Here is a 21,895-nt window from a genome sequence, read left to right as displayed (position 1 = left end):
TCAGTAGCCCGGCCATTCGCCACGAAACCCTGGGACCTTCCCGGGGTTTTTGCGTTAACCGGATGCGCCGTTAGCTGTCAAAACCAAAGCCCATTTTGTGTGCCCACTCAAATACCTGTTCTTTATAAAAGAATCGGGGTTCGCATACGCCAGGCTCACCGGGCGTCTGAATCATCACTGCGACGCAGGGATAAGCCACCGGACGCGCGTCAAAGATAAAATCTTCCACTTCCTGATCGGCAAACTCAGAGGTTTCGCCTACCGCGCTTGCCTGGAATATTTCGTCCATGATCCACTGGCGGTATTCAAATTCGTTACTGATAAATTTCATCATTCCCCCCTGTTCGGCTTTTACTTAACATGCGGTCAGGCCCGGATTTATTCAATGGTGCAGGGCATCGCCACCGCAGCAAGGGCACACTTCAGCGCGGGAAACCGACATTGCGGCGCTGCCGTCGCTGTCCCATTCCACACGTAAAGGTTTGCCATTGTCGTTTTCGGCTTTGATAAAGCGATCAAAATGCATCGCCTGCCCGGTCATTGTTTCAGTCAGCAACAGTCCATCGCCAGCATAAATGCGCGCAGTCGCCTGTGCATCCTGTTTTTCACCGGAAATGATTTTGTGCAGATGATGAATTGTAAGTTTGATTCGTTCCACTGTCGCTCCTGTAACGGCTGGCATCATTTTTCGCATGTACGATTCATTCACGAAAATGATACCCAGCCACTATTTTATCAGAGCATGCAGGGTAACGTCATGGGCAGAAGCCATGTTTAAGGGCGCGATCAGTGAGCTAACTGTGCTGTTCTGGTGGGATCTTGCTGCTGATTTTCCAGACGAGCCAGATCGTATACATCATAAAAGTCGATCGAGCCTTTGTTGCGTACGATCGATTCAATACGATTTTTGATGTGCGAACTTACGCTGCCGGCACTCAAAATTTGCTTAACCGCATCACCGGATAATTCACGGCTGAAATACCATTCGCCGTTATAGCAAACGCGAAGATCTAACACGCCGATATCTTCGTAACGGTAAACCGGTTTGATTTCGAGCAGCAGCATCGCCGACATAAACACCAGAAATGCGGTGAAGCCGATAAACCAGCCCACGCCCATGTACGGTGAAACATACATCACCACGCCGACGGCGATATAGCCGACCAGCATCGCCAGGCATAACCATGGATGGTTCACGAAGAACTCTCCATTAATGCGCGCCTTTCCGTCACGGCCTTCCTGACGATTGATCCGATCAATTTCACTGTTTAATACGTTTTTGATTACGTCCATCTCATAACCTCACTGCGTCACGACTATAATGCAATCTGATTACATAATTTTATCATGACAACTGTTATAGCGCGTAGAGCAGTTACCGTGAGTAAAACGGTGAACTGTTATAGATAAGCTTGGCATTGACGTTTTTACCCACATGGAAACCACCCAATCTATGTCAGATAAAAGGAGATCATCGTGGCATTATCAATCGTAGAAAGACCGGCCAAAAAGCTGGTGAGCTACCGGGTTGTCGGCCCTTATCAGCAGTCAATCCACAGCGGCTTTCAGCAACTGACCAAATGGGTTGCGCGGCATCATCAGCCGCGTACCGAATGGCTGACCTGGTTTCATGATAACCCTGATACCACGCCGGCAGAGGCTTTGCGGGCCGATCCTTCGGTTTGCGTTGCCGATAATTTTATTCTGGATGAAGCAGAAGGTCTGTCACTGCAAACGTTGCCAGGAGGCACTTATGCGGCCTATCACACCACTATTGCCGACGGTGATTTTGAGAAAGCCTGGCGCGATTTTTATGCTCAGTTGCTGACCAGTGCGCACTACCGGCCGGACGGAAAAGCCTGTTTCGAACACTATCTCAGTGATGGTTCGAAAAGTGGCATCTGGGAAGTTGTACTTTATCAGTCTGTGGAGAAAATTCCCGCTATCCGCTAAAAGGCTCAGACCAGAAGCGGAATGTCAGACTGACTGCAAAAATCGAGATAAGCCCGCGGTGGCTCAGCGTCGCTGACCAGTACATTGAATCGGGCAAGAGGTGCGATTGCCGCCGGTCGCACCTGATCAAACTTCGTGCTGTCTGCCACCAGAATACTTTGCGCAGAACGCTCCATCGCCTGATGTTTCATCAGCAACTCATCAAAATTGTAGCAAGTGACGCCGTGTTCAATACTGACACCGGCCGCCGAAATAAAAGCTTTGGACGGACGGATATAATCCAGCTCACTGCTGCGCCCTAACGGGGTAAAAATACTGTTGCTGGATTTGAACGCGCCGCCACACAAAATCACCTCACAGTGAGGCTTTTCCTGCAATGCGAGAAAGGTATTGAGCGAATAGCAGATTGCCGTAAAAACGAGGGTTTCGGGAATGCTTTCGATGACGTAAGGCATTGTGGTGCCGCAATCAAAAAACACCGTGTCGTTCGTCTGAATCAGCCCCGCTGCGCGTGAGGCCAGGCGTTTTTTCTCCGCAACCTGACGCATTTTCTGTTCGCTGACGAAATAATGTGTCGCCGGGTTATTCTTAGGATCCATGACAATGTAGCCACCCAGCAAAATAACCGGCGCAGGTTCCACGTTAAGGTCACGGCGTATGGTCATTTCGGAAACATTGAGCAGTAAAGACGCTTCTTTCAGATGAATTTTGTCGGTCTTTTTTAATGCCAGCAACAGACGCTGGATCCTGTCTTCACGCTTATTTTCCATGGTGTTATCTCACGCCTTTCCCGTTCGCAGCCGCTCACTATACCTTTGCCGCGCAACCACCGCAAACCCGCCTGCAGCCTGATATTATTGCAATTGCCGTATCGTCAGATAACCACCAAAGACCGCGCCGGTATCAATATAAAACAGGTTCGCAAATTGCAGTGCAGGTTCAACCGGCGTATGTCCGAAATAGAAAGCATCAGCGCCGGATATCGGCCCGTAACGTCCGGCAAGCGCAGAGTTAATACGGTCGCGGTTCCAGATAGTTTCATAACTGTCGAGCGGCTTTCCGAAAACATATTCGTCCGAAACGTAATCCGCATGCGCAATGACGATGCGTTTTCCTTCGCGCGTGTTGAGTTCGAGAACATGTGGCAATTTGTCTGCCTGCAAAATCAGCGCTTTTGCCTGCTCCTGAATCTCATCTTCCAGTGCGTAAAACCAGTCGCCGCCGTTACGCAGCCATCTTGAAACATTCTCTTCATGTATCGCGTCAATCGCCATCTGTTCGTGATTGCCGCGGACACAGGAAAACCACGGCTCATTGATCAGGCGCAGGCACCCGACACTGTCAGGGCCGCGATCGGCGAGATCGCCGACAGACAACAGTAAATCGCGTTGCGGATCGAACGCTATCTTTGCCAGTTCATGCCCGAGCAGGCTGAGACATCCGTGCAGATCCCCCACGACAAAAATGCGGTGGTAAAGCGAGCCATTGATACGCTGATACAAAGCAGGCGTCATACGAAACAGAAATCCATTTAAGCAGTGAATTCTTTAAGTGTAACGTATGAGAAGAAGGAGGAAAGAATGCGTCCGGCCGGGAGGAAAATTTTCACTGCCCGTCAGCGGTTTGAGCGCTCTTTACACGTAGTTGGCGCTGAAATCCACTGATAATTAAATTATCGTTAAGTAACTGCCGCCTTTTTGTGCTAGACTACTGCCCGCTCTAAGTAAAACCGGAGGTTTTATGAGTTCCACCGTTGTAAGCGCTCAAGACGAGTGTCCGTTGTGCCAAAGCACGAATAAAACGTCGGTGAATATGTCGGCGAAAATTGTCACTGTGACCTGCACTTCTTGCGGCCGTTACAGTATCTTCCGCAAAACTATGGAAGAAATTTCTATAGACCGGAAGAAACGCGTTGCCCTGCAGGCGTTTTTTACCAGCCAGCCTAACTACCATCTGCCTTTATCTATCAGGGCACTGAGCAACACTGATTCACCGGGTGAATTTTAACCCTAAAAACGCCCCTCGGGGCTGTTTTAATTCCCTTCTCTGCACTTACTCCCCTGCACGCCACACGAAAAAGCATCATTGTGCATTCTTGTGGCTTGCCGAATTTCAGGCATAAAAAAACCACCCGAAGGTGGCTATAACGACATTACTACTTTATTGCTTTTGATTATTCAGCTAATTTTCCATGGTACCCGGGACGAGACTTGAACTCGTACAGCCATAAGCCGAGGGATTTTAAATCCCTTGTGTCTACCGATTCCACCACCCGGGCTCCGGGAAAATTGGAGGCGCGTTCCGGAGTCGAACCGGACTAGGCGGATTTGCAATCCGCTACATAACCGCTTTGTTAACGCGCCTTAAATCTTACTACTTGTCTTGTACTTAAACCAATTCACGAACCAGTTTAAGAAAATTTGGAGCGGGAAACGAGACTCGAACTCGCGACCCCGACCTTGGCAAGGTCGTGCTCTACCAACTGAGCTATTCCCGCTTTAATCAGAACGTACTGATTTTTTTAACTATCTTCTGGCGCATGACTGGCTGCCTTCCGATGCGTTGCATTCTACTGACCTGACGGATTGAGTCAATAAAATTATCAGGTTCATGCGATCGTTTGACGTTTTTTACGTCAGTTTGATCAGGGTTCCAGCAAATCGTGGCGCGCAGCGTTCAAATACTGGAACATTGACCAGAAAGTCAGCACAGCAGCAATGTAAAGCGCAACCACACCGACACCCACCACGATGTTATCCGGACGCCACAATAACGCGACCAGAGACAACATTTGCGCCGTTGTCTTCACTTTACCAATCCAGGACACCGCAACGCTGCTCCGTTTACCAATTTCCGCCATCCACTCGCGCAGCGCCGAAATGATAATTTCACGTGCAATCATCGTCGCCGCCGGCAACGTAATCCACCATGAATGAAAGTATTCTGCGACCAGCACCAGCGCGATGGCAACCATCACTTTGTCTGCGACCGGATCCAGAAATGCACCAAAACGCGTTGTTTGCTTCAGGCGACGGGCAAGATAACCATCAAACCAGTCAGTCACCGCAGCAAAAACAAAAATCAGCGCGCAGGCCAGTGATGCCCAGGGATAAGGCAGATAGAAAGCCAGCACAAAGAACGGTATCAGTACAACGCGGAACAGGGTAAGGCACGTAGGTATATTAAATTGCATAGCGAAGGTAACTGTTTGTCCGGTGTGGATATTATGAGTATGTTGCTACATTGCCTTTAGTGTTTCAACGCATTATGAATCTTTTCTGCCAATGCGTTAGAAATACCCGGCACCTGTGCAATTTCCTCTACGCTGGCATTCAGTAATGGCTGAATGCCTCCCATGTATTTCAGTAAAACCTGACGCCGTTTTGGCCCGACGCCTTCAATTTCTTCCAGTGCACTGGTCGTACGCACTTTAGCGCGACGCTGACGGTGGCCGGTGATCGCATGATTGTGCGAGTCATCGCGGATGTGCTGAATCACATGCAATGCCGGAGAATCCGCCGGTAACGCAATGCCCTCACCTTCTGGTACGAAAAACAGCGTTTCGAGCCCGGCTTTGCGGTCAGCACCTTTCGCGATACCAATCAGCAGCGGTTTAGATTTATCCCACTCAACATTCAGCGAATCAAAAACATCGCGCGCCATGCCGAGCTGGCCTTTCCCGCCGTCAATAAAGATGACATCGGGAATTTTCTTTTCATCGAGCGCTTTACCATAACGGCGGTTCAGCACCTGAGCCATCGCCGCGTAATCATCGCCTGGCGTAATACCGGTAATGTTATAGCGGCGGTATTCCGAACGCACCGGGCCGTTGCCGTCAAAAACAACGCAGGAAGCGACCGTTTGCTCGCCCATAGTATGGCTGATGTCGAAGCATTCCATGCGGTTAATTTCGGCAAGATGGAGTGTTTTTGCCAATTCTGCCAGCCGCTGATGGATGGTGGATTGCTGCGCAAGCTTTGTTGTCAGCGCGGTGGATGCGTTGGTACGCGCCAGTTTCAGATAACGCGCGCGATCACCGCGAGGCTTACTTTGAATCTGAACTTTACGTCCGGCCATTTCACTGAGCGATTCCGCCAGCAAGTCTTTTTCAGGCAGGCTGAAATCCAGCAAAATTTCACCGGGAAGCGTACGCATCTGGCTCCCCTGCAAATAAAACTGCCCGACAAACGTCTGCACGACTTCGCCCAGATCGGTGCCGCCCGGCACTTTCGGATAATAGCTGCGGCTGCCAAGCACTTTACCCTGACGGATAAACAGCACATGAAGACAGGCCATTCCCGACTCAAAGGCCACGCCGATGACATCCAGATCTTCGCTGTTGCCCGATACAAACTGACGTTCTGTGACGCGACGGACGGCCTGAATCTGATCGCGGATCCGCCCGGCATCTTCAAATCGCAAATCTTTGCTGGCTTCTTCCATACGGCTGACCAGCTGCGTCACAACCTGCTGATCTTTGCCCGACAGGAACAGACGCACGTAATCTACCTGATCGTTGTATTCCTGATCGCTGACCAGCCCTTTGACACACGGGCCCAGACAACGGCCAATCTGATATTGCAGACACGGACGTGAACGGTTGCTGTAAACACTGTTTTCACACTGTCGGATGGGGAAAAGTTTTTGCAACAGCGCCAGCGTTTCGCGAACAGCGTAAGAGTTTGGGAAAGGCCCGAAATATTCGCCTTTCGCATGCTTCGCGCCACGGTGAACGGTAATTCTCGGATGGTTGTCCGCGCTGAGGAAAATCAGCGGATACGACTTATCATCGCGCAGCAAAACGTTGTAGCGCGGCTGATACAGTTTGATGTAGTTGTGTTCAAGCAGCAGCGCTTCAGTTTCCGTATGCGTTACGGTGACATCGATTTGCGCGATATTTTTGACCAGCGTTTCCGTTTTACGACTGGAAACCTGGACGCGAAAATAGCTGGAAAGACGTTTTTTAAGGTCTTTGGCTTTACCTACATAGATTACGGTGCCGCTGGCGTCATACATCCTGTAGACGCCCGGCTGGCTGGTGACCGTTTTCAGAAAGGCTTTAGGGTCGAAACGCTCATCACTCACTGCCTGATAAAGTCTCCGCGTTGAACAAGCCGTGCCGGATAGCCAAATGGGTTAACTCAACATCGCCGCTAATATTTAATTTACTAAACATCCTATAACGATAACTGTTAACTGTCTTCGGGCTCAAGTTCAGCTGTTCTGAAATTTCATTCACCTTTTGGCCTTTGGTAATCATAAGCATGATCTGTAATTCACGCTCTGATAAGGAATCAAAAGGCGTTTCAGATTGGGGTTCAATCTGGCTGAGTGCCATTTGTTGAGCGATGTCAGACGCAATATAGCGCTGACCCGAATCAACCAGGCGGATAGCATTCACCACTTCCTGTGGCGCAGCCCCTTTACTCAGATAGCCCGAAGCCCCGGCCTGCATCACTTTGGCGGGTAACGGATTTTCGGTATAAATCGTCAGGATGATTATCTTGATGTCGGGCGAAAAACGAATAATTTTCTTCGTCGCTTCTAACCCGCCGATACCCGGCATGTTCATATCCATCAGGACAATATCAACATCGTTGGCGCGACACCATTTGACGGCATCTTCACCGCACTGCGCCTCACCAATGCCTTTGATATCTTCAAGAATGCGTCGGATCCCTGCGCGCACCAGTTCATGGTCATCAACAAGAAGAACGCTAATCAAAGAGAATTCTCCAAAAAATAAGGGCGACACACCGTCAGGTTCTTCAAGCCCGTCTTAACGTAATCATGTACGCTGAACATTAATAGTGTTCTCAGACCGCTTATAAACGAAGAGGAGGTGGCAATTATAGGCCAGCATTAACAAACTCGCCCCACTACCGCTCATCGGCAGTGTTTTAAATCATGAAGACGAAAGCATTATTATAGCCCGCGTATTTTACTCTATCATGCCGTCCTGACCAAGGAATGTCTGAAAAAAACTACTTTGCTGAATGTAAATGAGAAGTGCCATCACCTGTATTAATAATTCGTTAAAAAAACCTGTCTAATCAACGAAAAGGCTGATCAGAGGTCCGATGTTTTCAGCAGTAAAAAAATAATAACACCGGAATTTTCAGGTCTAAAACAGGCATTTTCTTAGACAGCTTATTTATCCGTCAACGTCGTTCTTTCATATATCTATGATATATCCGATTATTATTTTGGATAGCACGAATTGCTGATGGCTTATATGAATAAGTCTGCACATCTGCATGAAAGGTTCTCAGCTTGCTATTACGTTTAGTATTCTTTACGGCGCCCATAATATTCCGTATGAATAATCCTATTTGGCTGTTTTAACCGCAACAGGTCCGCGCTGCACTAAACCGTGCCAACTATGCTAAAATGCTGCCACTTTTCACCCTTCATAGCGGGTGAGTTCACTTTTTACCCTGTTCTTTTTACCGTTCAGAATTCGGCGTGCTGCCTGCCAGCCTGTCTGAGGAGATTTAAATAATGAGTAATTGCGATTTTACGACTGAAGCAAACGTTGAAACACTGGCGACCGAAGTTGCCTGCCTGAAAGCCACGCTGACCCTGATTTTGAAAGCCATTGGCCAGGCTGATGCAGGTAAAGTCATGCTGAATATGGAACGTTTTGTGGCGCAGATGGAAGACGAGCAACAGGCTGAAGTCTTCAAAAACTCCCTGCAACAAATCAAATTCGCTTATCGCCAGTAAGAATATTTCGGAGCCTGCCGCCTGGCGGGCTCCGCGCTTTCCCCGCACGACCCCCGGCTTTCGCCCTATATTCTGCTATAATAGAGCCCTGTATTCACATCATCAGGACAACCGTAATGAGCGAAAATAATAAAGAAAACAAAAGCAAGGCAGACGAAGTCCATGTCAGCGACGGGCTGGCAGAACTGATTGAAGCGGCCGAGCAACTGACAGAAGAAGAGATTGAGAAAGCGGCTGAAGAAGCCAAAAAAGCCGTCGAAGACGCCAAGAAACAGAAACATCACTGATCAATGCACCGCAACTTCCTTGCACCTCATCAGGCCATCGCGCCGCTGGCCATTGATTATCAGCATGGTGATAGCGAAGCGGCACACAGCCACCACTGTTCGCAACTGATCCATACTTTATCTGGCGTTGTTGAGGTGAACACCGCGCTCGGCACCTGGATGGTTCCGCCGGGCCGCGGCGTCTGGCTGCCCGCAAACGTCGAACACAGCCTGCGTTTTATCGGTGGCGTAAAAGCCCGCACCTTATTTGTCGATCCCCTCGCCCGCGCCGATTTACCCGCGCAGTGTCAGGTGGTCCAGATTTCCCCCCTGCTCCGCGAACTGATTCTGACATCTCTGACGATCCCGCACGATTATCTGCCGGGCGGCCGTGATGAACGGATTATGGAGTTACTGCTCGACGAACTTCGGTTGCTGCCAACGTTGCCGCTTCATTTGCCCGAGCCCAAAGAACCGGAGTTGCTTGTGCTCAGCCAGCAAATTCGCGCCGATTTGTGTGCGTCATGGGAGCTTGAGGAAGTGGCTAAGCGTCTGGATATCAGCAGCCGGACACTCTCGCGCCGCTTTCAGCGCGAAACCGGGCTGCGTTTCAGTGACTGGGTCAGACAGGCAAAATTACTCGAAGCGATTAATCAGCTGGCAGCAGGTCTCTCGGTGATTGATGTCGCGCTGGCACTGGGCTATGACAGCCCGAGTGCATTCAGCGCGATGTTCCGCCGTTCCCTTGGCATTTCACCCAGCGAATATTTTAGTCAGACAGAATCCCGCCAGCCGCATTAAACAGCGCCTGCACGGAAGCACTGGAGACATCGCTGTCGATACCCACGCCGTAGCGGGTTTCACCATGACGCCCCTGACAACTCAGGTACGCAACGGCACGGCTGTGGCTCTGATGCCCTAACGTATGCTCGTGGTAATCGCCAATTTCCAGCTCCACGTCAAAACTGCGGCGCAGGGCATCGACCGCGCCGGACAACAGCCCGTTGCCGCTGCCGGCAATTTGCTGCTCTTCATTGCGGTAGCGGATGCGCGCACTGAAATGACAGACATTTTGCTCATCACTGCGGATATCGTAGCTCAGCAGTTTTACCACCGGTTGCTCGGTCAGTCCGTAACGCGCACGGAACAGCCGCCAGATATCGCTGGTGCTCATTTCCTTGCCATGCGTATCGGTTTCGCGCTGCACGGCTTTACTGAAATCTATTTGCAGGCCGCGCGGCAGTTTCAGCCCGTGATTCTGTTCCAGCAACCAGGCCGCCCCGCTTTTTCCCGACTGGCTGTTGACGCGGATCACTGCCTCGTAACTGCACCCGACATCAGCCGGATCGAGCGGCAGATAAGGCACCCGCCAGACGTCACTGTCTGAGGTTTTCTGCGCCGCGAAGCCCTTTTTGATGGCATCCTGATGTGAACCGGAGAATGCGGTGAACACCAGTTCACCGGCATAAGGATGGCGCGGATGCACCGGCAGCTGATTACATTCCTCAACCGCTTCGACAATCGCCTGCAAATTACTGAAATCCAGTTCAGGGTTTACGCCCTGGGTATAGAGATTCAGCGCCAGCGTCACAATATCCACATTCCCGGTACGTTCGCCGTTCCCGAACAAACAACCTTCCACGCGATCGGCACCCGCCAGCATCGCCAGCTCGGCACACGCCACCCCGGTTCCGCGGTCATTATGCGGATGCACGCTGATGGAAACCTGCTGACGACGGCTGAAATGCCGGCAAAACCATTCAATCTGATCGGCGTAAATATTCGGCGTACTGACTTCCACGGTGGCCGGTAAGTTGATAATCATCGGACGCTCAGCGCAGGGCTCCCAGACATTCGCTACCGCTTCACAGACTTCCAGTGAAAACTCCAGCTCAGTAAAACAAAACGTTTCCGGGGAATATTCGAACGTCCATTGCGTCTGAGAATATTGTTCGCACAACTGGCGGATCTGCTGCGCACCACGGACAGCCAGCTCGCGGGTGGCGGCCTTATCCTGACTGAAGACCACTTCGCGGAAAACCGGCGCCGTAGCGTTATATAAATGTACGATGGCGCGCGGCACATCTTTCAGGGCTTCAAACGTGCGGGCAATCAGATCCGGGCGCGACGGCGTCAGCACCTGAATCACCACGTCGTCGGGGATCAGCTTGTCTTCAATCAACCCGCGCACGAAATCAAAATCGGTTTGTGATGCAGAGGGAAACGCCACTTCAATTTGCTTAAAACCACAGCGCACCAGCAGGTCAAAAAACTGGCGTTTACGTGCATTATCCATCGGTTCCGCAAGAGCCTGATTTCCGTCACGCAGATCACTTGAGCACCATTGCGGCGCTTTATCGAGCGTATTCCCCGGCCACTGGCGGTCCGGCAAATTCACCGGGGGGAACGGGCGATATTTCTGTGACGGGTCGTTTAACATACGAATCTCCTTAGGAATAAAGTGAGCGGCAATGCTCTGCGAATTCCATAGTACGCAAACGATATCCTTCTGCGCCTTGCTAACTGACAGCAACCCTCGCAAAACGGACAAAAAGAAAATGATAAATGAATCAGAGTCACGCTATAGTGCATAACTAAACGCGTCCAGATCGGCGATCAGAGGTCGTACAGAATGAAAAGGGTTCTGAATCCAAACGAAAATAAACGGCTTGCGGCGCTGCAAAAACTCAAGATTGCGGACAGCAATCCGGATGAAGTGCTTGATCTGATTACCCGTCTGACTCAACAAATTTTCGATATTCCTATTTGCATCATTACTCTGGTTGACCAACACCGTCAGTGGTTTAAATCCAAAACTAATACAGCAACTCAGTACACCGCACGTGATATTGCGTTTTGTGATCACACCATCCGCTCTTCTTCGGTAATGGTCGTCAACGATGCCAAAAAGGATCCGCGTTTTCGCGAGAATCCGCTGGTCACCGCCGATGAGGGAATGCGTTTCTACGCCGGTGCCCCGCTTATCACCCGCGATGGTTTTGCCGTCGGCAGCCTGTGTCTGGCCGACAAACAGCCGAGAGATTTTTCCGTGCAGGAAGTGGAAATGCTCTCGGATCTCGCGGCTATCGTCATTGATATTATCGAATCGCGCAGCTCGGTGAGCTTTGTGGATATCGTTACGCGCCTGCCTAACCGCCAGCGGCTGATGGAAGATATCGCGCAACTGATCAAAACGCCGGATAACACGTCCTATCTGCTGATCCTGATTGATACGCTCGACACGCTTTATGCCTACGACATCGGGCGTTCAATTGGCATTCCGAAAGTCGAAAACATTCTTAAAGACGTCGGTGCTTTCCTGCGCTGTGAACTGAATGAAAACGACAAAGTTTACAGCCTGATGCTCGGCCGCTTTGCGCTGATCAAACGGCTCGATGAACAGCAGGAGATTTTCAATCAGCTGGAAATCGCCGCCGCTAAAATCCAGCGCAGCATTACCAGCGATATCCCGATCAATGTCCGCTTGCACGCAGGTTACACTGTCTTTTCGTCAACCTCTTCCTGCGCGGAAACCACCCTGCGTCAGGGTATGTCGTCCCTGCATGAAGCCATCAGCAATAATCAGCTGGTGATGCCGTATCAGCAGGAATCCGATGTTATCCAGCTACGTGCCTTCAATTTGCTTAATGATCTGATGGCGACCGTCGCGTCCTGCGAAGATTTTCATCTGCTTTATCAGCCAAAAATTCGTCTGGCTGACAAAAAATTCCAGGGCGTGGAAGCGCTGATCCGCTGGCGGCACCCGACACTCGGGGTCATTTCACCTTCAGAGTTCATTCCTCTGGCAGAAAAAACCCCGCTGATTACGCCGCTGACTAACTGGGTCATTACTCAGGCTGTAATGCAGATTGCCGAATGGCAAAAACGCGGCGCGCAGATCCAGGTTTCCATCAATCTGACGGCCAATAATCTGGTGGAACAGGATTTGGTTCAGCGCATCCATACCGCGCTAATCCTGCATCAGGTTTCCCCGTCGATGCTGGAAATCGAGTGTCTGGAAACCCAGACGCTGGTGAATAATCCGCACGCCGTCGCATCGCTGGATGCCCTGAGACAAATGGGTATCAGCATTGCGCTGGACGATTTCGGTTCCGGCTACAGCAACCTGAACTATCTGCAAAAAATTCCGGCGGATACGCTCAAGCTGGATCAGTCCCTGATTCAGGGCATCAGCAATGACAGCAAAAGCAAAGTGATCGTCAAATCGATGATTGAAATGGCGCATGCGCTGAGTTACCAGGTCGTTGCCGAAGGCGTGGAAGACAATGACACGCTGATGTGTCTGGAAGAACTGCGTTGTGATTCCGTGCAGGGCTTCTATTTTTCCCGCCCGCTGCATCACGATCAGATACTGGAATGGTCGAAACCGTACATCTGATATTCCCCGTGTAATCATTGCGAAAAATAGCCATAAAAAAACCCGCCGGAGCGGGTTGTTCATTTCGGTCATTCGCCGGTTTTCTGCCGGATATTGTAGGTTCCGAAGAAACTGCGGTCTGTTTCGAGACTGACAGGTTTCCCGTTCGCATCCACAGTAATCGAACCGGTCGTTTTGGTCAGTGCGCAGGCAAGACGAACGTCGATGGTTCGCATGCCGTTTGGCACATTTAAATCCACATACTGATTAAAGTGCAGCGACGCGACGGTCTGACCATCTAGAATCACGATCAGCGGACAGGTCTTTTCAAAAGGTATTACCGACCACTGCTCGATGCGGTGCAATCTGACATGCGTCTGGCCCGCCGGCGGTGTGGTGCTGGCATTGGCAAACGACGATTTGACCTGAAGTGTCGGCTCGTAAGGATTAGCTGCACACCCGGCTAAAAATAGAGCAGCCAAGGCCACCAGTGTTTTTTTCATCGTTATCTCCCTGAGTTTATGCACGAATAATAGCAGCGTGCGCGCATTTGTCCGACTCTTTTTAGGAGAGATTGTTACACCGTAAGCAGGCCGGGCAAAACAAAATCACACCCCAGATTGCAATGTTAAAGCATTGGGAAATTAATGCCGTGCCAAAGAAAGCCTGAATATTTCCTGTCAAAAAATGAAGTTCCTGAACCAGTAAAGTTAAACAGCCGCTCCAGAAAATTTATATCCCGCATTTCATCAAATTTAACCACAGTAAAACTAATCCGAACTCACTGATTAAATTTAAGGCAAAGCACAGCTTTATATTTCCGGAATTAGAACGAAACAATAATATTGCTGAATCAGGAAGATAAAACCGAAGGGAATGACGAAATAGGGGAATCACAACACATTGATAACCAGATTGTTGGTGGGTCGTGGCGGGTTCGAACCGCCGACCAATTGATTAAGAGTCAACTGCTCTACCGACTGAGCTAACGACCCAACGGGACGGATTATTCTCTTCTCAACGGATGATGTCAAACGCTTATCCCTACTTTTTTTACAGTTATTCTCAGTGATAATTGTGAAGCCCATCACAGTGAAAAACGGTATTATTCCCGTCGCTGTCACTGACATTTGATTAATTAACACTCAGTTATCCACGTTGTAAAAAATACGATACATTTTTTTCTGCGGCATTTTTCATGCCAGTTATAATAAATGCGCATATAACATTACTATTACACCGGTCATCCCGGCTGTCGTTCCAGTTAGGCTGACAAAAGAGCCATTGAGAGCTCAATTTACTGACATAAATAAATGCGATATGGCGGAGTTCATACGCAAAAAAGCAAAAAACAGGAATCAATACAACATGCAAGAAGAGTCAAAAATCCTCACTCAGTCAGAGGAAGAGAACGCAGAAGGCTTGCGGCGAAACCTCTCTAACCGCCATATTCAGCTTATCGCTATCGGCGGTGCCATCGGTACCGGCCTGTTTATGGGCTCAGGAAAAACCATCAGTCTCGCCGGTCCTTCCATCATTTTCGTGTATATGATCATCGGCTTTATGCTGTTTTTCGTGATGCGCGCAATGGGCGAACTGCTCCTTTCCAATCTTGAATACAAATCCTTCAGCGATTTTGCCGCCGACCTTCTCGGTCCGTGGGCCGGATATTTCACCGGCTGGACCTACTGGTTCTGCTGGGTCGTCACCGGTATCGCCGACGTCGTCGCCATCACCGCCTACGCGCAATTCTGGTTCCCCGGTCTTTCACAATGGATCGCCTCGCTGCTCTGCGTTCTGGTTCTCCTTAGCCTGAACCTTGCTACCGTCAAAATGTTTGGTGAGATGGAATTCTGGTTCGCGATGATCAAAATCGTCGCCATTGTCGGGCTGATTATTGCCGGACTGGTGATGGTTCTGACGCATTTCCAGACCCCAACCGGCACCGTCGCGGCTTTCAGTAACCTGTGGAACGATGGCGGATTCTTCCCGAAAGGCGTCAGCGGATTCTTCGCCGGTTTCCAGATTGCGGTGTTTGCCTTTGTCGGGATTGAACTGGTGGGCACAACGGCTGCCGAGACGAAAGATCCGCAGAAATCGCTGCCACGCGCCATCAACGCAATCCCGCTGCGCATCATCATGTTCTACGTTTTCTCGCTGATCATGATTATGTCAGTCACACCGTGGAGCCACGTTGTTGCGGATAAAAGCCCGTTTGTTGAGCTGTTCGTTCTGGCCGGTCTGCCGGCTGCGGCGAGCATCATCAACTTTGTCGTGCTGACCTCTGCTGCTTCTTCCGCCAACAGCGGCGTGTTCTCCACCAGCCGCATGTTGTTTGGTCTGGCCCAGGAAGGCAATGCGCCGAAAGCGTTCGGCAAACTCTCTTCCCGCGCCGTGCCGTCTAACGGGCTGACCTTCTCATGCATCTGCCTGCTCGGCGGTGTGGTGCTGATTTACCTGATCCCGAACGTGGTGACGGTCTTCACGCTGGTCACCACCGTTTCTGCGATTCTGTTTATGTTCGTCTGGACCATCATCCTCTGCTCGTATCTGGTCTACCGTCGTAAACGTCCGCAACTTCACGAAGCATCCATCTACAAAATGCCGCTCGGCAAAATCATGTGCTGGGTATGCATGGCGTTCTTCGCCTTCGTGCTGGTGCTGCTGACTTTGCAGGATGACACCCGTCAGGCGCTGATGGTTACGCCGCTCTGGTTCGTGATCCTCGGCATTGGCTACTGGCTGCGAAGCAGAAGCCGCCGCGCTTAACTGAACCGGTAATAGTAGAAAGGAGCCTTTACGGCTCCTTTTTCTTGGGTTGTTTACTCCACATCCAGCGCCGATCTGAACTGCCGCCACATTTTCACCGCTGAGGGTCTGGCCGAGGCCAATTTGACCGGTAACTGAGGCGGTTCTCCGGCTTTCATCTCGCCAAGATCAAACACAAAGGTGTAATCCGGTTCCTGACCCATGCGTAAATCGCTCACCAGGATGTGGCCGCCCTGCTCTTTCACACTAAAAAATCCGTGACTAAACCACGCGACGCGGGCGAGAAACGCATTGTCTTTATGCGCTTCGTAAAGTGCTTCTCCGCGCGGATAAAAGCGGAAACGGATCGGGGAATCCGGGTGCAGCAGCGATGTAAAACCTTCGCCGTAGCTGTCTTTATTCATCACCACGACGCGCCACACCAGTGAGTTGAGCGGTGTCGGCGTCACCAGAACCTGTGTGCTTTCGATGTTCTGCCGCTGCAATTCTTCGCTGACGTGCACCGTCACCTGATGCTGCTCGATAACCGTGCAGACCAGATACAAACAGCTCACGCCCAGCAGCACGTTATTCCACATAATCCCGCGCTGTTGCTCACGGTACAGCGCCAGCCCGACGCCGATGATCAGCGGCAAGGTATACAGCGGATCGACGATGAAAATGCTGCCGACCGCAAACGGATAATGCGTAAAAGGGATGCCCAGCTGTGTGCCGTAAACCGTCATTAAATCCAGCAACGGATGCGTGATCAGCGCCAGCCAGACCGTGCTGCACCAGCGTCTGAAGTGCTGCCCGGCGCTGAAAATTTTCGCCATCATCCAGGCGAGCAGCGGCGAAACCAGCGTGAGATACAACAACGCATGAGTGTCCGTGCGGTGCTGCGTCATATTGCTGATGGCGTCGCCGTGATCGTAGAAAACATCCAGATCCGGCAGCGTTCCGCAGACCGCGCCCGCCAGTGCGGATTTCCACACCGGCGTCCGCTTGCCCATCACCGCGATACCCACGGCGGCGCCCAAGACTAATTGTGAAACCGAATCCATCCTGACCTCTTCAAGCCCGAAGCTGTATGCCTTCGGTAATAATGCGCTGCACGTTGCTCACGGTCAGTTCGAAAAATTCAGGATCGTTGAGCGTTTTGCCGGTGATGGCTTCCACCTGCACACCAAAATCGGCGTAATGCTGGGTGGTTGCCCACAGCATAAAAATCAGCTGCATCGGGTCAACCGGCGCAATTAATTCATCTTTGATCCAGCCGCGGATCACATCCGATTTATCTTCCACCAGCGTTTTCAGGCTGCCGCCGAGTTCCTGTTTCAGCAGCGGCGCGCCCTGCACCATCTCCAGACAAAACAGTCGCGACGCCTGCGGATGATCGCGTGAAACACAGAGTTTCAGGCGGATATATTCACGTATCGCTTCCAGCGGATGCTGATCCCGTTGCAGCGCTTTCAGCGGTGCCAGCCAGATATCCAGCAGGCCTTTCAACACGGCGATATACAGATCTTCTTTCGACGGGAAGTAATACAGCAGATTGGTTTTTGAGACATCGGCACGCTCAGCGACCTGATCCAGGCTGGTGCCGTGAATGCCGTACAGCGAGAAAAACTCCAGCGCGGCGGCCATGATATTGCCACGTTTGGCGGCGACCGCCCGCGAGCGGCGCGTCGGTGCTTTCACCCCGGTTTTGCGGGAGTTGCTTTCCCCGGCGGCGGGCTGAGGAGGTTCGACCAATGGCTTCACAAGGATTTCCTGAGACAAACAGCAAGGGAGAAATCATAACAAATAGGGATAAACGCGACTATCGCTATAAGCCCGGTCAATTAAACAACAAATAAATAACCACAATAATTGTGTTATTTAACAAAAATGCACCATTTGCGGACATTCCTGCCTGATTTATGTGCAGTTTGTTTTGACCAAATGGTCTGAAACAGACCGTTTGCTCCACCACAAGTCAAAACACATTTTTAACTTATTGATAACCATAACTTTTAAAAAAGTGGCACTGCCCTTGCAATACTCACCCCGTTAGGAAATTTCAGCACGGTGCAATTCGGAACCCGCAGGACGCACTCAAGCCGCGCAGAGATTTTCGCAAGCCCTTGTATTGAAAAATAAATCTTCAACTGAGGTGAGCTATGAAAATCGGTGTCTTCATTCCTATCGGCAACAACGGCTGGTTAATTTCTGAAACCGCGCCACAGTACAAACCGACTTTTGAACTGAACAAAACCATCGTGCAGAAGGCGGAACACTACCATTTTGACTTCGCGCTCTCGATGATCAAACTGCGCGGCTTCGGCGGTAAAACCGAATTCTGGGAACACAACATGGAGTCGTTCACGCTTATGGCGGGCCTTGCCGCCGTGACCTCCCGCATCCAGCTTTACGCCACCGCCGCCACGCTGGTGATGCCACCGGCAATTGTGGCGCGCATGGCCGCCACGATTGATTCCATCTCCAACGGTCGTTTCGGCGTGAACGTCGTCACCGGCTGGCAGAAACCGGAATACGAACAAATGGGCATGTGGCCGGGCGACGACTATTTCAGCCGCCGTTATGACTATCTGACCGAATATGTCAGCGTCCTGCGCGACCTGTGGGGCACCGGCCACTGCACGCTCGACGGCGAATTCTTCAAGATGGACGACTGCCGTGTGAGCCCGCGCCCGCAGTCTGAAATGAAAGTGATCTGCGCCGGACAAAGCGACGCAGGCATGGCGTTCTCTGCTAAACACGCCGATTTCAACTTCTGTTTTGGCAAAGGCGTTAACACGCCAACCGCGTTTGCGCCGACCGCTGCGCGCATGAAAACAGCGGCGGAAGCCGAAGGCCGCGACGTCTCCTCTTACATTCTCTTTATGGTCATTGCGGATGAAACCGACGCCGCCGCCCGCGCCAAATGGGAACTGTATAAAGACGGTGCCGATGCCGGTGCGCTGGCGTGGCTCACCGACCAGAGCAGCAAAGATACCAAATCCGGTGCTGACACCAATGTCCGCCAGATGGCCGATCCCACGTCGGCGGTCAATATCAACATGGGTACGCTGGTCGGCTCCTACGCCAGCGTCGCCAGAATGCTTGATGAAATCGACACCGTGCCCGGCGCAGGTGGCGTGTTGCTGACCTTCGACGATTTCGTAGAAGGCATCGAAAACTTTGGCCGTTTCATCCAGCCATTAATGAAAACCCGCCAGCACATCGCAACGCAGCAGAAAGAGGTGGCCTGATGACATTGTTTGAGAAACCCAAAGCGGTTGATGAACTGAACGTGGTTCGCCGCGAGCCAAAAAACAGCGGTGAGGAAACCATTCTCACGGCCCGCCCGGAAGCCATTGCGTTTACGCCACAGCAAACGGCGCTGATTGTGGTCGATATGCAGAATGCGTACGCCTCGCAGGGCGGTTATCTGGATTTAGCCGGTTTTGACGTTTCCGCCACCGCACCGGTGATCGCCAACATCAAAGTGGCGATTGCCGCCGCGCGTGCCGCAGGCATCAAAGTGATCTTCTTCCAGAACGGCTGGGACAACCAGTACGTCGAGGCCGGGGGTGCCGGTTCGCCAAATTTCCACAAATCCAACGCGCTGAAAACCATGCGTAAACGCCCGGAGCTGATGGGCAAATTACTGGCAAAAGGCGACTGGGATTACGACCTGGTGGATGAACTCCGGCCACAGCCGGGCGACATCGTGGTGCCAAAACCGCGTTACAGCGGATTCTTCAACACCCAGCTCGACAGCTTGCTGCGCAGTTACGGCATTCACCATCTGGTGTTTACCGGCATCGCCACCAACGTGTGTGTGGAATCCACGCTGCGTGACGGTTTCTTCCTCGAATATTTCGGCGTGGTGCTTGAAGACGCCACCCATCAGGCTGGCCCGGAATTCGCGCAAAAAGCGGCGATTTATAACATCGAAACGTTCTTCGGCTGGGTCTCCAGCGTCCGCAACTTCTGCGACGCCGTGGGTTATGACGCTAAACAAAACGCCGCATAACGGCTTTATGAAGAGGAAATAGCAATATGCCTAAAAGTGCCATTATTCCGGCTGGCAGCGGCGTTCCGCTGGCACCGTTTGTTCCGGGAACGCTGGCCGACGGCGTGGTCTACGTCTCCGGCACACTGCCTTTTGATAAAGACAATAACGTCGTGCATCTGGGCGATGCCGCCGCGCAAACCCGCCATGTGCTGGAAACCATTAAAAGCGTGATTGAAACCGCAGGCGGCGCAATGGATGACGTCACCATGAATTCGATTTTCATTACCGACTGGGCGAATTACGCCGCCGTGAATCAGGTTTACGCTGAGTACTTTCCGGGCGAAAAACCGGCGCGGTTCTGCATTCAGTGCGGGCTGGTCAAACCGGGCGCGCTGATTGAAATCGCCACCATCGCGCACATCGGCAAGTAAAACGCCGGGATCCGTTCTCCTGAAGACCTTGAGGAAACATCATGTATTACAAGGTATTGGGTAAGAATAATGCAGACGCCGAAACCGTGGTGCTTTCCTCCGGCCTCGGCGGTTCAGGCAGTTTCTGGCAACCCCAGCTGGCGATGCTGAGCGAGCATTTTCGCGTCATCATTTATGACCAGCACGGAACCGGCGTCAGCAAAGGCACCGTGCCCGCCGGTTACCGGATGGAAGATATGGCCGATGAACTCGCCGGACTGCTCAACGAACTGGATATCACCCGCTGCCATCTGGCAGGTCACGCGCTCGGCGGCATTATTGGCCTGCATCTGGCACTGCGTTATCCCGCGCTGCTGCAAAGCCTGGTGGTGATCAACGGCTGGGCGAAGCTCGACAACCAGACGCGCCGGTGCTTTGAAGTCCGCCAGAATTTACTGCTCAACAGCGGCGTCGATGCCTACGTGCAGGCGCAACCGCTGTTTCTGTATCCGGGCGACTGGCTGTCGGCCAACGACGCATTACTTCAGGATGAGCGCCAGCATCAGGTGGCGCATTTCCAGGGAATGGAAAATCTGCTTCACCGTTTACAGGCGCTGATGAATTCCGATCTGACCCAAACGCTCGGGCAGGTCATCGCGCCCACGCTGGCGTTCAGCTGCAAAGATGATTTGCTGGTGCCGTGGATGCGTTCTGCCGATCTCGCCGAACGCCTGCCGAACGGTGAACACACACAAATGTTGTACGGCGGCCATGCTATGAGCGTGACCGACCCGGAAACGTTTAACCCGATTTTACTGGAATGGCTGCAACGGCATTCATCGCAAAAACCTGCCGCGCCTTCCCATCGCCTGCCCACGGAGACAACATGGCCGAAACATTAACCGCTACGCCAGCCGTTGAAAAACAAGCGTTTCGCGATGCGATGGCGCATCTCGGTTCCGCCGTTAACATTATCACCACCGACGGCCCCGGCGGTCGCGCGGGCTTTACCGCATCCGCCGTGTGCAGCGTCACCGACTCACCGCCGACCCTGCTCGTTTGCCTGAACCGCTCGGCGTCGGTGTATCCGGCATTTACCGAAAATCAGGTGCTGTGCGTCAACACGCTCGCCGACTGTCATGAATCGCTGTCGAATTTATTCGGCGGAAAAACGCCAATGGAACAACGCTTTGAGGCCGCCGAATGGTCATCCCTTTCCACCGGTTCTCCCATTCTCAGCGATGCGCTGGTCTCGTTTGATTGCAAAATCACGCAAGTCACCCGCGTCGGCACCCACGATATTATGTTTTGCGAAGCCGTCGCGATCACCCGCAACGACGAACGCCACGGACTGGTGTATTTCGACCGCCGCTATCACCCGCTGATTCGGCAGTCAGCCTGTTAACTCAAC

The 21,895-nt window shown here is 51.8% G+C and carries 24 protein-coding genes and 4 tRNA genes; 12 read left to right on the top strand and 16 right to left on the bottom strand.

Annotation, left to right across the window (positions count from 1 at the left end; genetic code table 11):
* Positions 1-70 precede the first annotated feature (70 nt).
* The 3 genes from J1782_RS13775 to J1782_RS13765 all read right to left on the bottom strand — a co-directional run bounded on the left by J1782_RS13775 (position 71) and on the right by J1782_RS13765 (position 1,293).
* Positions 71-334 (bottom strand): hypothetical protein, encoded by a 264-nt coding sequence (locus J1782_RS13775; RefSeq protein WP_226790063.1) that lies wholly within the window; start codon positions 332-334, stop codon positions 71-73.
* A gap of 48 nt (positions 335-382) precedes the next feature.
* On the bottom strand, positions 383-658 hold the full coding sequence (locus tag J1782_RS13770) for a hypothetical protein (protein WP_217153334.1): 276 nt from the start codon (positions 656-658) through the stop codon (positions 383-385).
* Positions 659-786: 128 nt separating this feature from the next.
* Positions 787-1,293, bottom strand: a complete 507-nt coding sequence (locus J1782_RS13765; protein ID WP_152325568.1) for a YlaC family protein — start codon at positions 1,291-1,293, stop codon at positions 787-789.
* A 183-nt stretch (positions 1,294-1,476) separates the two neighbouring features.
* Between J1782_RS13765 and J1782_RS13760 the strand changes: the two genes are divergently transcribed.
* The gene (locus tag J1782_RS13760; protein WP_152325567.1) at positions 1,477-1,953 is read left to right on the top strand and encodes a GyrI-like domain-containing protein; all 477 of its coding nucleotides are present in this window, start codon (positions 1,477-1,479) and stop codon (positions 1,951-1,953) included.
* Between the two features lie 5 nt (positions 1,954-1,958).
* Here J1782_RS13760 and deoR read toward each other — a convergent pair whose 3' ends face one another.
* Both deoR and J1782_RS13750 read right to left on the bottom strand, forming a co-directional pair.
* Positions 1,959-2,723: a DNA-binding transcriptional repressor DeoR gene (gene deoR / locus J1782_RS13755; protein ID WP_152325566.1), complete on the bottom strand. Its 765-nt coding sequence runs from the start codon at positions 2,721-2,723 to the stop codon at positions 1,959-1,961.
* An 84-nt stretch (positions 2,724-2,807) separates the two neighbouring features.
* Positions 2,808-3,467: a metallophosphoesterase gene (locus tag J1782_RS13750; RefSeq protein WP_152325565.1), complete on the bottom strand. Its 660-nt coding sequence runs from the start codon at positions 3,465-3,467 to the stop codon at positions 2,808-2,810.
* 226 nt (positions 3,468-3,693) lie between these two features.
* On the opposite strand from J1782_RS13750, the gene J1782_RS13745 reads away from it, so the two are divergent.
* Positions 3,694-3,960 carry a hypothetical protein gene (locus tag J1782_RS13745; protein WP_152325564.1) on the top strand — a complete coding sequence of 89 codons (267 nt, stop codon included), beginning with the start codon at positions 3,694-3,696 and terminating at the stop codon, positions 3,958-3,960.
* Positions 3,961-4,145: 185 nt separating this feature from the next.
* Here the strand turns inward: J1782_RS13745 and J1782_RS13740 are convergent.
* From J1782_RS13740 to uvrY, 6 genes are all read right to left on the bottom strand, one after another.
* Positions 4,146-4,231: transfer RNA gene (locus tag J1782_RS13740), tRNA-Leu, on the bottom strand.
* Between the two features lie 11 nt (positions 4,232-4,242).
* Positions 4,243-4,316, bottom strand: a tRNA-Cys gene (locus tag J1782_RS13735).
* 58 nt (positions 4,317-4,374) lie between these two features.
* Positions 4,375-4,450, bottom strand: a tRNA-Gly gene (locus J1782_RS13730).
* A gap of 147 nt (positions 4,451-4,597) precedes the next feature.
* Positions 4,598-5,146 (bottom strand): CDP-diacylglycerol--glycerol-3-phosphate 3-phosphatidyltransferase, encoded by a 549-nt coding sequence (pgsA, locus tag J1782_RS13725; protein ID WP_152325563.1) that lies wholly within the window; start codon positions 5,144-5,146, stop codon positions 4,598-4,600.
* 56 nt (positions 5,147-5,202) lie between these two features.
* Positions 5,203-7,038: an excinuclease ABC subunit UvrC gene (uvrC, locus tag J1782_RS13720; protein WP_152325562.1), complete on the bottom strand. Its 1,836-nt coding sequence runs from the start codon at positions 7,036-7,038 to the stop codon at positions 5,203-5,205.
* Positions 7,031-7,678, bottom strand: coding sequence for a UvrY/SirA/GacA family response regulator transcription factor (gene uvrY / locus J1782_RS13715; protein WP_217153352.1), 648 nt, complete (start codon positions 7,676-7,678; stop codon positions 7,031-7,033). Before uvrY ends, uvrC begins: the two co-directional genes overlap by 8 nt.
* 776 nt (positions 7,679-8,454) lie before the next feature.
* Here uvrY and J1782_RS13710 point away from each other — a divergent pair.
* The 3 genes from J1782_RS13710 to J1782_RS13700 all read left to right on the top strand — a co-directional run bounded on the left by J1782_RS13710 (position 8,455) and on the right by J1782_RS13700 (position 9,746).
* Positions 8,455-8,679, top strand: a complete 225-nt coding sequence (locus J1782_RS13710; protein ID WP_015697982.1) for a DUF2594 family protein — start codon at positions 8,455-8,457, stop codon at positions 8,677-8,679.
* Positions 8,680-8,795: 116 nt separating this feature from the next.
* Entirely contained in the window at positions 8,796-8,966 is a 171-nt protein-coding gene (locus tag J1782_RS13705) for a hypothetical protein (protein WP_165059584.1), read from the top strand.
* Positions 8,967-8,969: 3 nt separating this feature from the next.
* Positions 8,970-9,746 carry a helix-turn-helix transcriptional regulator gene (locus J1782_RS13700; RefSeq protein WP_152325561.1) on the top strand — a complete coding sequence of 259 codons (777 nt, stop codon included), beginning with the start codon at positions 8,970-8,972 and terminating at the stop codon, positions 9,744-9,746.
* On the opposite strand, the gene leuA is transcribed toward J1782_RS13700, so the two are convergent.
* A complete protein-coding gene (gene leuA, locus J1782_RS13695) occupies positions 9,715-11,385 on the bottom strand; it encodes a 2-isopropylmalate synthase (RefSeq protein ID WP_217153333.1) in 1,671 nt (556 codons plus the stop codon). The two genes, J1782_RS13700 and leuA, sit on opposite strands and share 32 nt — an antisense overlap.
* Positions 11,386-11,577: 192 nt before the next feature.
* Between leuA and J1782_RS13690 the strand changes: the two genes are divergently transcribed.
* The gene (locus tag J1782_RS13690; RefSeq protein ID WP_217153332.1) at positions 11,578-13,344 is read left to right on the top strand and encodes an EAL domain-containing protein; all 1,767 of its coding nucleotides are present in this window, start codon (positions 11,578-11,580) and stop codon (positions 13,342-13,344) included.
* Positions 13,345-13,412: 68 nt separating this feature from the next.
* On the opposite strand, the gene J1782_RS13685 is transcribed toward J1782_RS13690, so the two are convergent.
* Together J1782_RS13685 and J1782_RS13680 are read right to left on the bottom strand one after the other, a co-directional pair.
* Positions 13,413-13,826 (bottom strand): hypothetical protein, encoded by a 414-nt coding sequence (locus tag J1782_RS13685; protein ID WP_152325558.1) that lies wholly within the window; start codon positions 13,824-13,826, stop codon positions 13,413-13,415.
* Between the two features lie 416 nt (positions 13,827-14,242).
* Positions 14,243-14,318 (bottom strand) — tRNA-Lys (locus tag J1782_RS13680).
* A 373-nt stretch (positions 14,319-14,691) separates the two neighbouring features.
* Here J1782_RS13680 and cycA point away from each other — a divergent pair.
* Entirely contained in the window at positions 14,692-16,092 is a 1,401-nt protein-coding gene (cycA, locus tag J1782_RS13675; RefSeq protein ID WP_152325557.1) for a D-serine/D-alanine/glycine transporter, read from the top strand.
* Between the two features lie 53 nt (positions 16,093-16,145).
* Here cycA and J1782_RS13670 read toward each other — a convergent pair whose 3' ends face one another.
* Complete coding sequence (locus tag J1782_RS13670) at positions 16,146-17,135, bottom strand: metal-dependent hydrolase (protein ID WP_217153331.1); 990 nt, start codon at positions 17,133-17,135, stop codon at positions 16,146-16,148.
* A gap of 10 nt (positions 17,136-17,145) precedes the next feature.
* Positions 17,146-17,826 carry an HTH-type transcriptional regulator RutR gene (gene rutR, locus J1782_RS13665; protein WP_208952226.1) on the bottom strand — a complete coding sequence of 227 codons (681 nt, stop codon included), beginning with the start codon at positions 17,824-17,826 and terminating at the stop codon, positions 17,146-17,148.
* A 407-nt stretch (positions 17,827-18,233) separates the two neighbouring features.
* Here rutR and rutA point away from each other — a divergent pair, with 407 nt between their 5' ends.
* The 5 genes from rutA to rutF are packed head-to-tail and all read left to right on the top strand — an operon-like array spanning position 18,234 to position 21,889.
* A complete protein-coding gene (gene rutA / locus J1782_RS13660; RefSeq protein ID WP_217153330.1) occupies positions 18,234-19,325 on the top strand; it encodes a pyrimidine utilization protein A in 1,092 nt (363 codons plus the stop codon).
* Positions 19,325-20,092 carry a pyrimidine utilization protein B gene (rutB, locus tag J1782_RS13655; RefSeq protein WP_254303075.1) on the top strand — a complete coding sequence of 256 codons (768 nt, stop codon included), beginning with the start codon at positions 19,325-19,327 and terminating at the stop codon, positions 20,090-20,092. Before rutA ends, rutB begins: the two co-directional genes overlap by 1 nt.
* A gap of 26 nt (positions 20,093-20,118) precedes the next feature.
* On the top strand, positions 20,119-20,505 hold the full coding sequence (gene rutC / locus J1782_RS13650; RefSeq protein ID WP_152325552.1) for a pyrimidine utilization protein C: 387 nt from the start codon (positions 20,119-20,121) through the stop codon (positions 20,503-20,505).
* 41 nt (positions 20,506-20,546) lie between these two features.
* A complete protein-coding gene (rutD, locus tag J1782_RS13645) occupies positions 20,547-21,386 on the top strand; it encodes a pyrimidine utilization protein D (RefSeq protein ID WP_208952224.1) in 840 nt (279 codons plus the stop codon).
* The gene (gene rutF, locus J1782_RS13640) at positions 21,371-21,889 is read left to right on the top strand and encodes an NADH-dependent FMN reductase RutF (RefSeq protein ID WP_217153329.1); all 519 of its coding nucleotides are present in this window, start codon (positions 21,371-21,373) and stop codon (positions 21,887-21,889) included. The genes rutD and rutF overlap by 16 nt, the downstream gene beginning before the upstream one ends.
* The last annotated feature ends 6 nt before the right edge of the window (positions 21,890-21,895 follow it).

The organism is Rahnella sp. BCC 1045, assembly GCF_019049615.1.
Lineage (GTDB): Bacteria > Pseudomonadota > Gammaproteobacteria > Enterobacterales > Enterobacteriaceae > Rahnella > Rahnella contaminans.
The sequence above is the reverse complement of the archived record's forward strand: the minus strand, read 5'-3'. Positions and strand labels throughout refer to the sequence as shown.

What these genes read in the sequence shown, in the direction of transcription:
- rutF (WP_217153329.1), top strand. Translation starts at nt 21,371, where the DNA reads ATGGCCGAAACATTAACCGCTACGCCAGCCGTTGAAAAACAAGCGTTT.
- J1782_RS13765 (WP_152325568.1), bottom strand. Translation starts at nt 1,293, where the DNA reads ATGGACGTAATCAAAAACGTATTAAACAGTGAAATTGATCGGATCAAT.
- rutA (WP_217153330.1), top strand. Translation starts at nt 18,234, where the DNA reads ATGAAAATCGGTGTCTTCATTCCTATCGGCAACAACGGCTGGTTAATT.
- J1782_RS13710 (WP_015697982.1), top strand. Translation starts at nt 8,455, where the DNA reads ATGAGTAATTGCGATTTTACGACTGAAGCAAACGTTGAAACACTGGCG.
- J1782_RS13670 (WP_217153331.1), bottom strand. Translation starts at nt 17,135, where the DNA reads ATGGATTCGGTTTCACAATTAGTCTTGGGCGCCGCCGTGGGTATCGCG.
- J1782_RS13685 (WP_152325558.1), bottom strand. Translation starts at nt 13,826, where the DNA reads ATGAAAAAAACACTGGTGGCCTTGGCTGCTCTATTTTTAGCCGGGTGT.
- J1782_RS13745 (WP_152325564.1), top strand. Translation starts at nt 3,694, where the DNA reads ATGAGTTCCACCGTTGTAAGCGCTCAAGACGAGTGTCCGTTGTGCCAA.
- cycA (WP_152325557.1), top strand. Translation starts at nt 14,692, where the DNA reads ATGCAAGAAGAGTCAAAAATCCTCACTCAGTCAGAGGAAGAGAACGCA.
- J1782_RS13690 (WP_217153332.1), top strand. Translation starts at nt 11,578, where the DNA reads ATGAAAAGGGTTCTGAATCCAAACGAAAATAAACGGCTTGCGGCGCTG.
- J1782_RS13775 (WP_226790063.1), bottom strand. Translation starts at nt 334, where the DNA reads ATGATGAAATTTATCAGTAACGAATTTGAATACCGCCAGTGGATCATG.
- rutB (WP_254303075.1), top strand. Translation starts at nt 19,325, where the DNA reads ATGACATTGTTTGAGAAACCCAAAGCGGTTGATGAACTGAACGTGGTT.
- rutD (WP_208952224.1), top strand. Translation starts at nt 20,547, where the DNA reads ATGTATTACAAGGTATTGGGTAAGAATAATGCAGACGCCGAAACCGTG.
- J1782_RS13705 (WP_165059584.1), top strand. Translation starts at nt 8,796, where the DNA reads ATGAGCGAAAATAATAAAGAAAACAAAAGCAAGGCAGACGAAGTCCAT.
- J1782_RS13700 (WP_152325561.1), top strand. Translation starts at nt 8,970, where the DNA reads ATGCACCGCAACTTCCTTGCACCTCATCAGGCCATCGCGCCGCTGGCC.
- pgsA (WP_152325563.1), bottom strand. Translation starts at nt 5,146, where the DNA reads ATGCAATTTAATATACCTACGTGCCTTACCCTGTTCCGCGTTGTACTG.
- J1782_RS13750 (WP_152325565.1), bottom strand. Translation starts at nt 3,467, where the DNA reads ATGACGCCTGCTTTGTATCAGCGTATCAATGGCTCGCTTTACCACCGC.
- deoR (WP_152325566.1), bottom strand. Translation starts at nt 2,723, where the DNA reads ATGGAAAATAAGCGTGAAGACAGGATCCAGCGTCTGTTGCTGGCATTA.
- rutC (WP_152325552.1), top strand. Translation starts at nt 20,119, where the DNA reads ATGCCTAAAAGTGCCATTATTCCGGCTGGCAGCGGCGTTCCGCTGGCA.
- leuA (WP_217153333.1), bottom strand. Translation starts at nt 11,385, where the DNA reads ATGTTAAACGACCCGTCACAGAAATATCGCCCGTTCCCCCCGGTGAAT.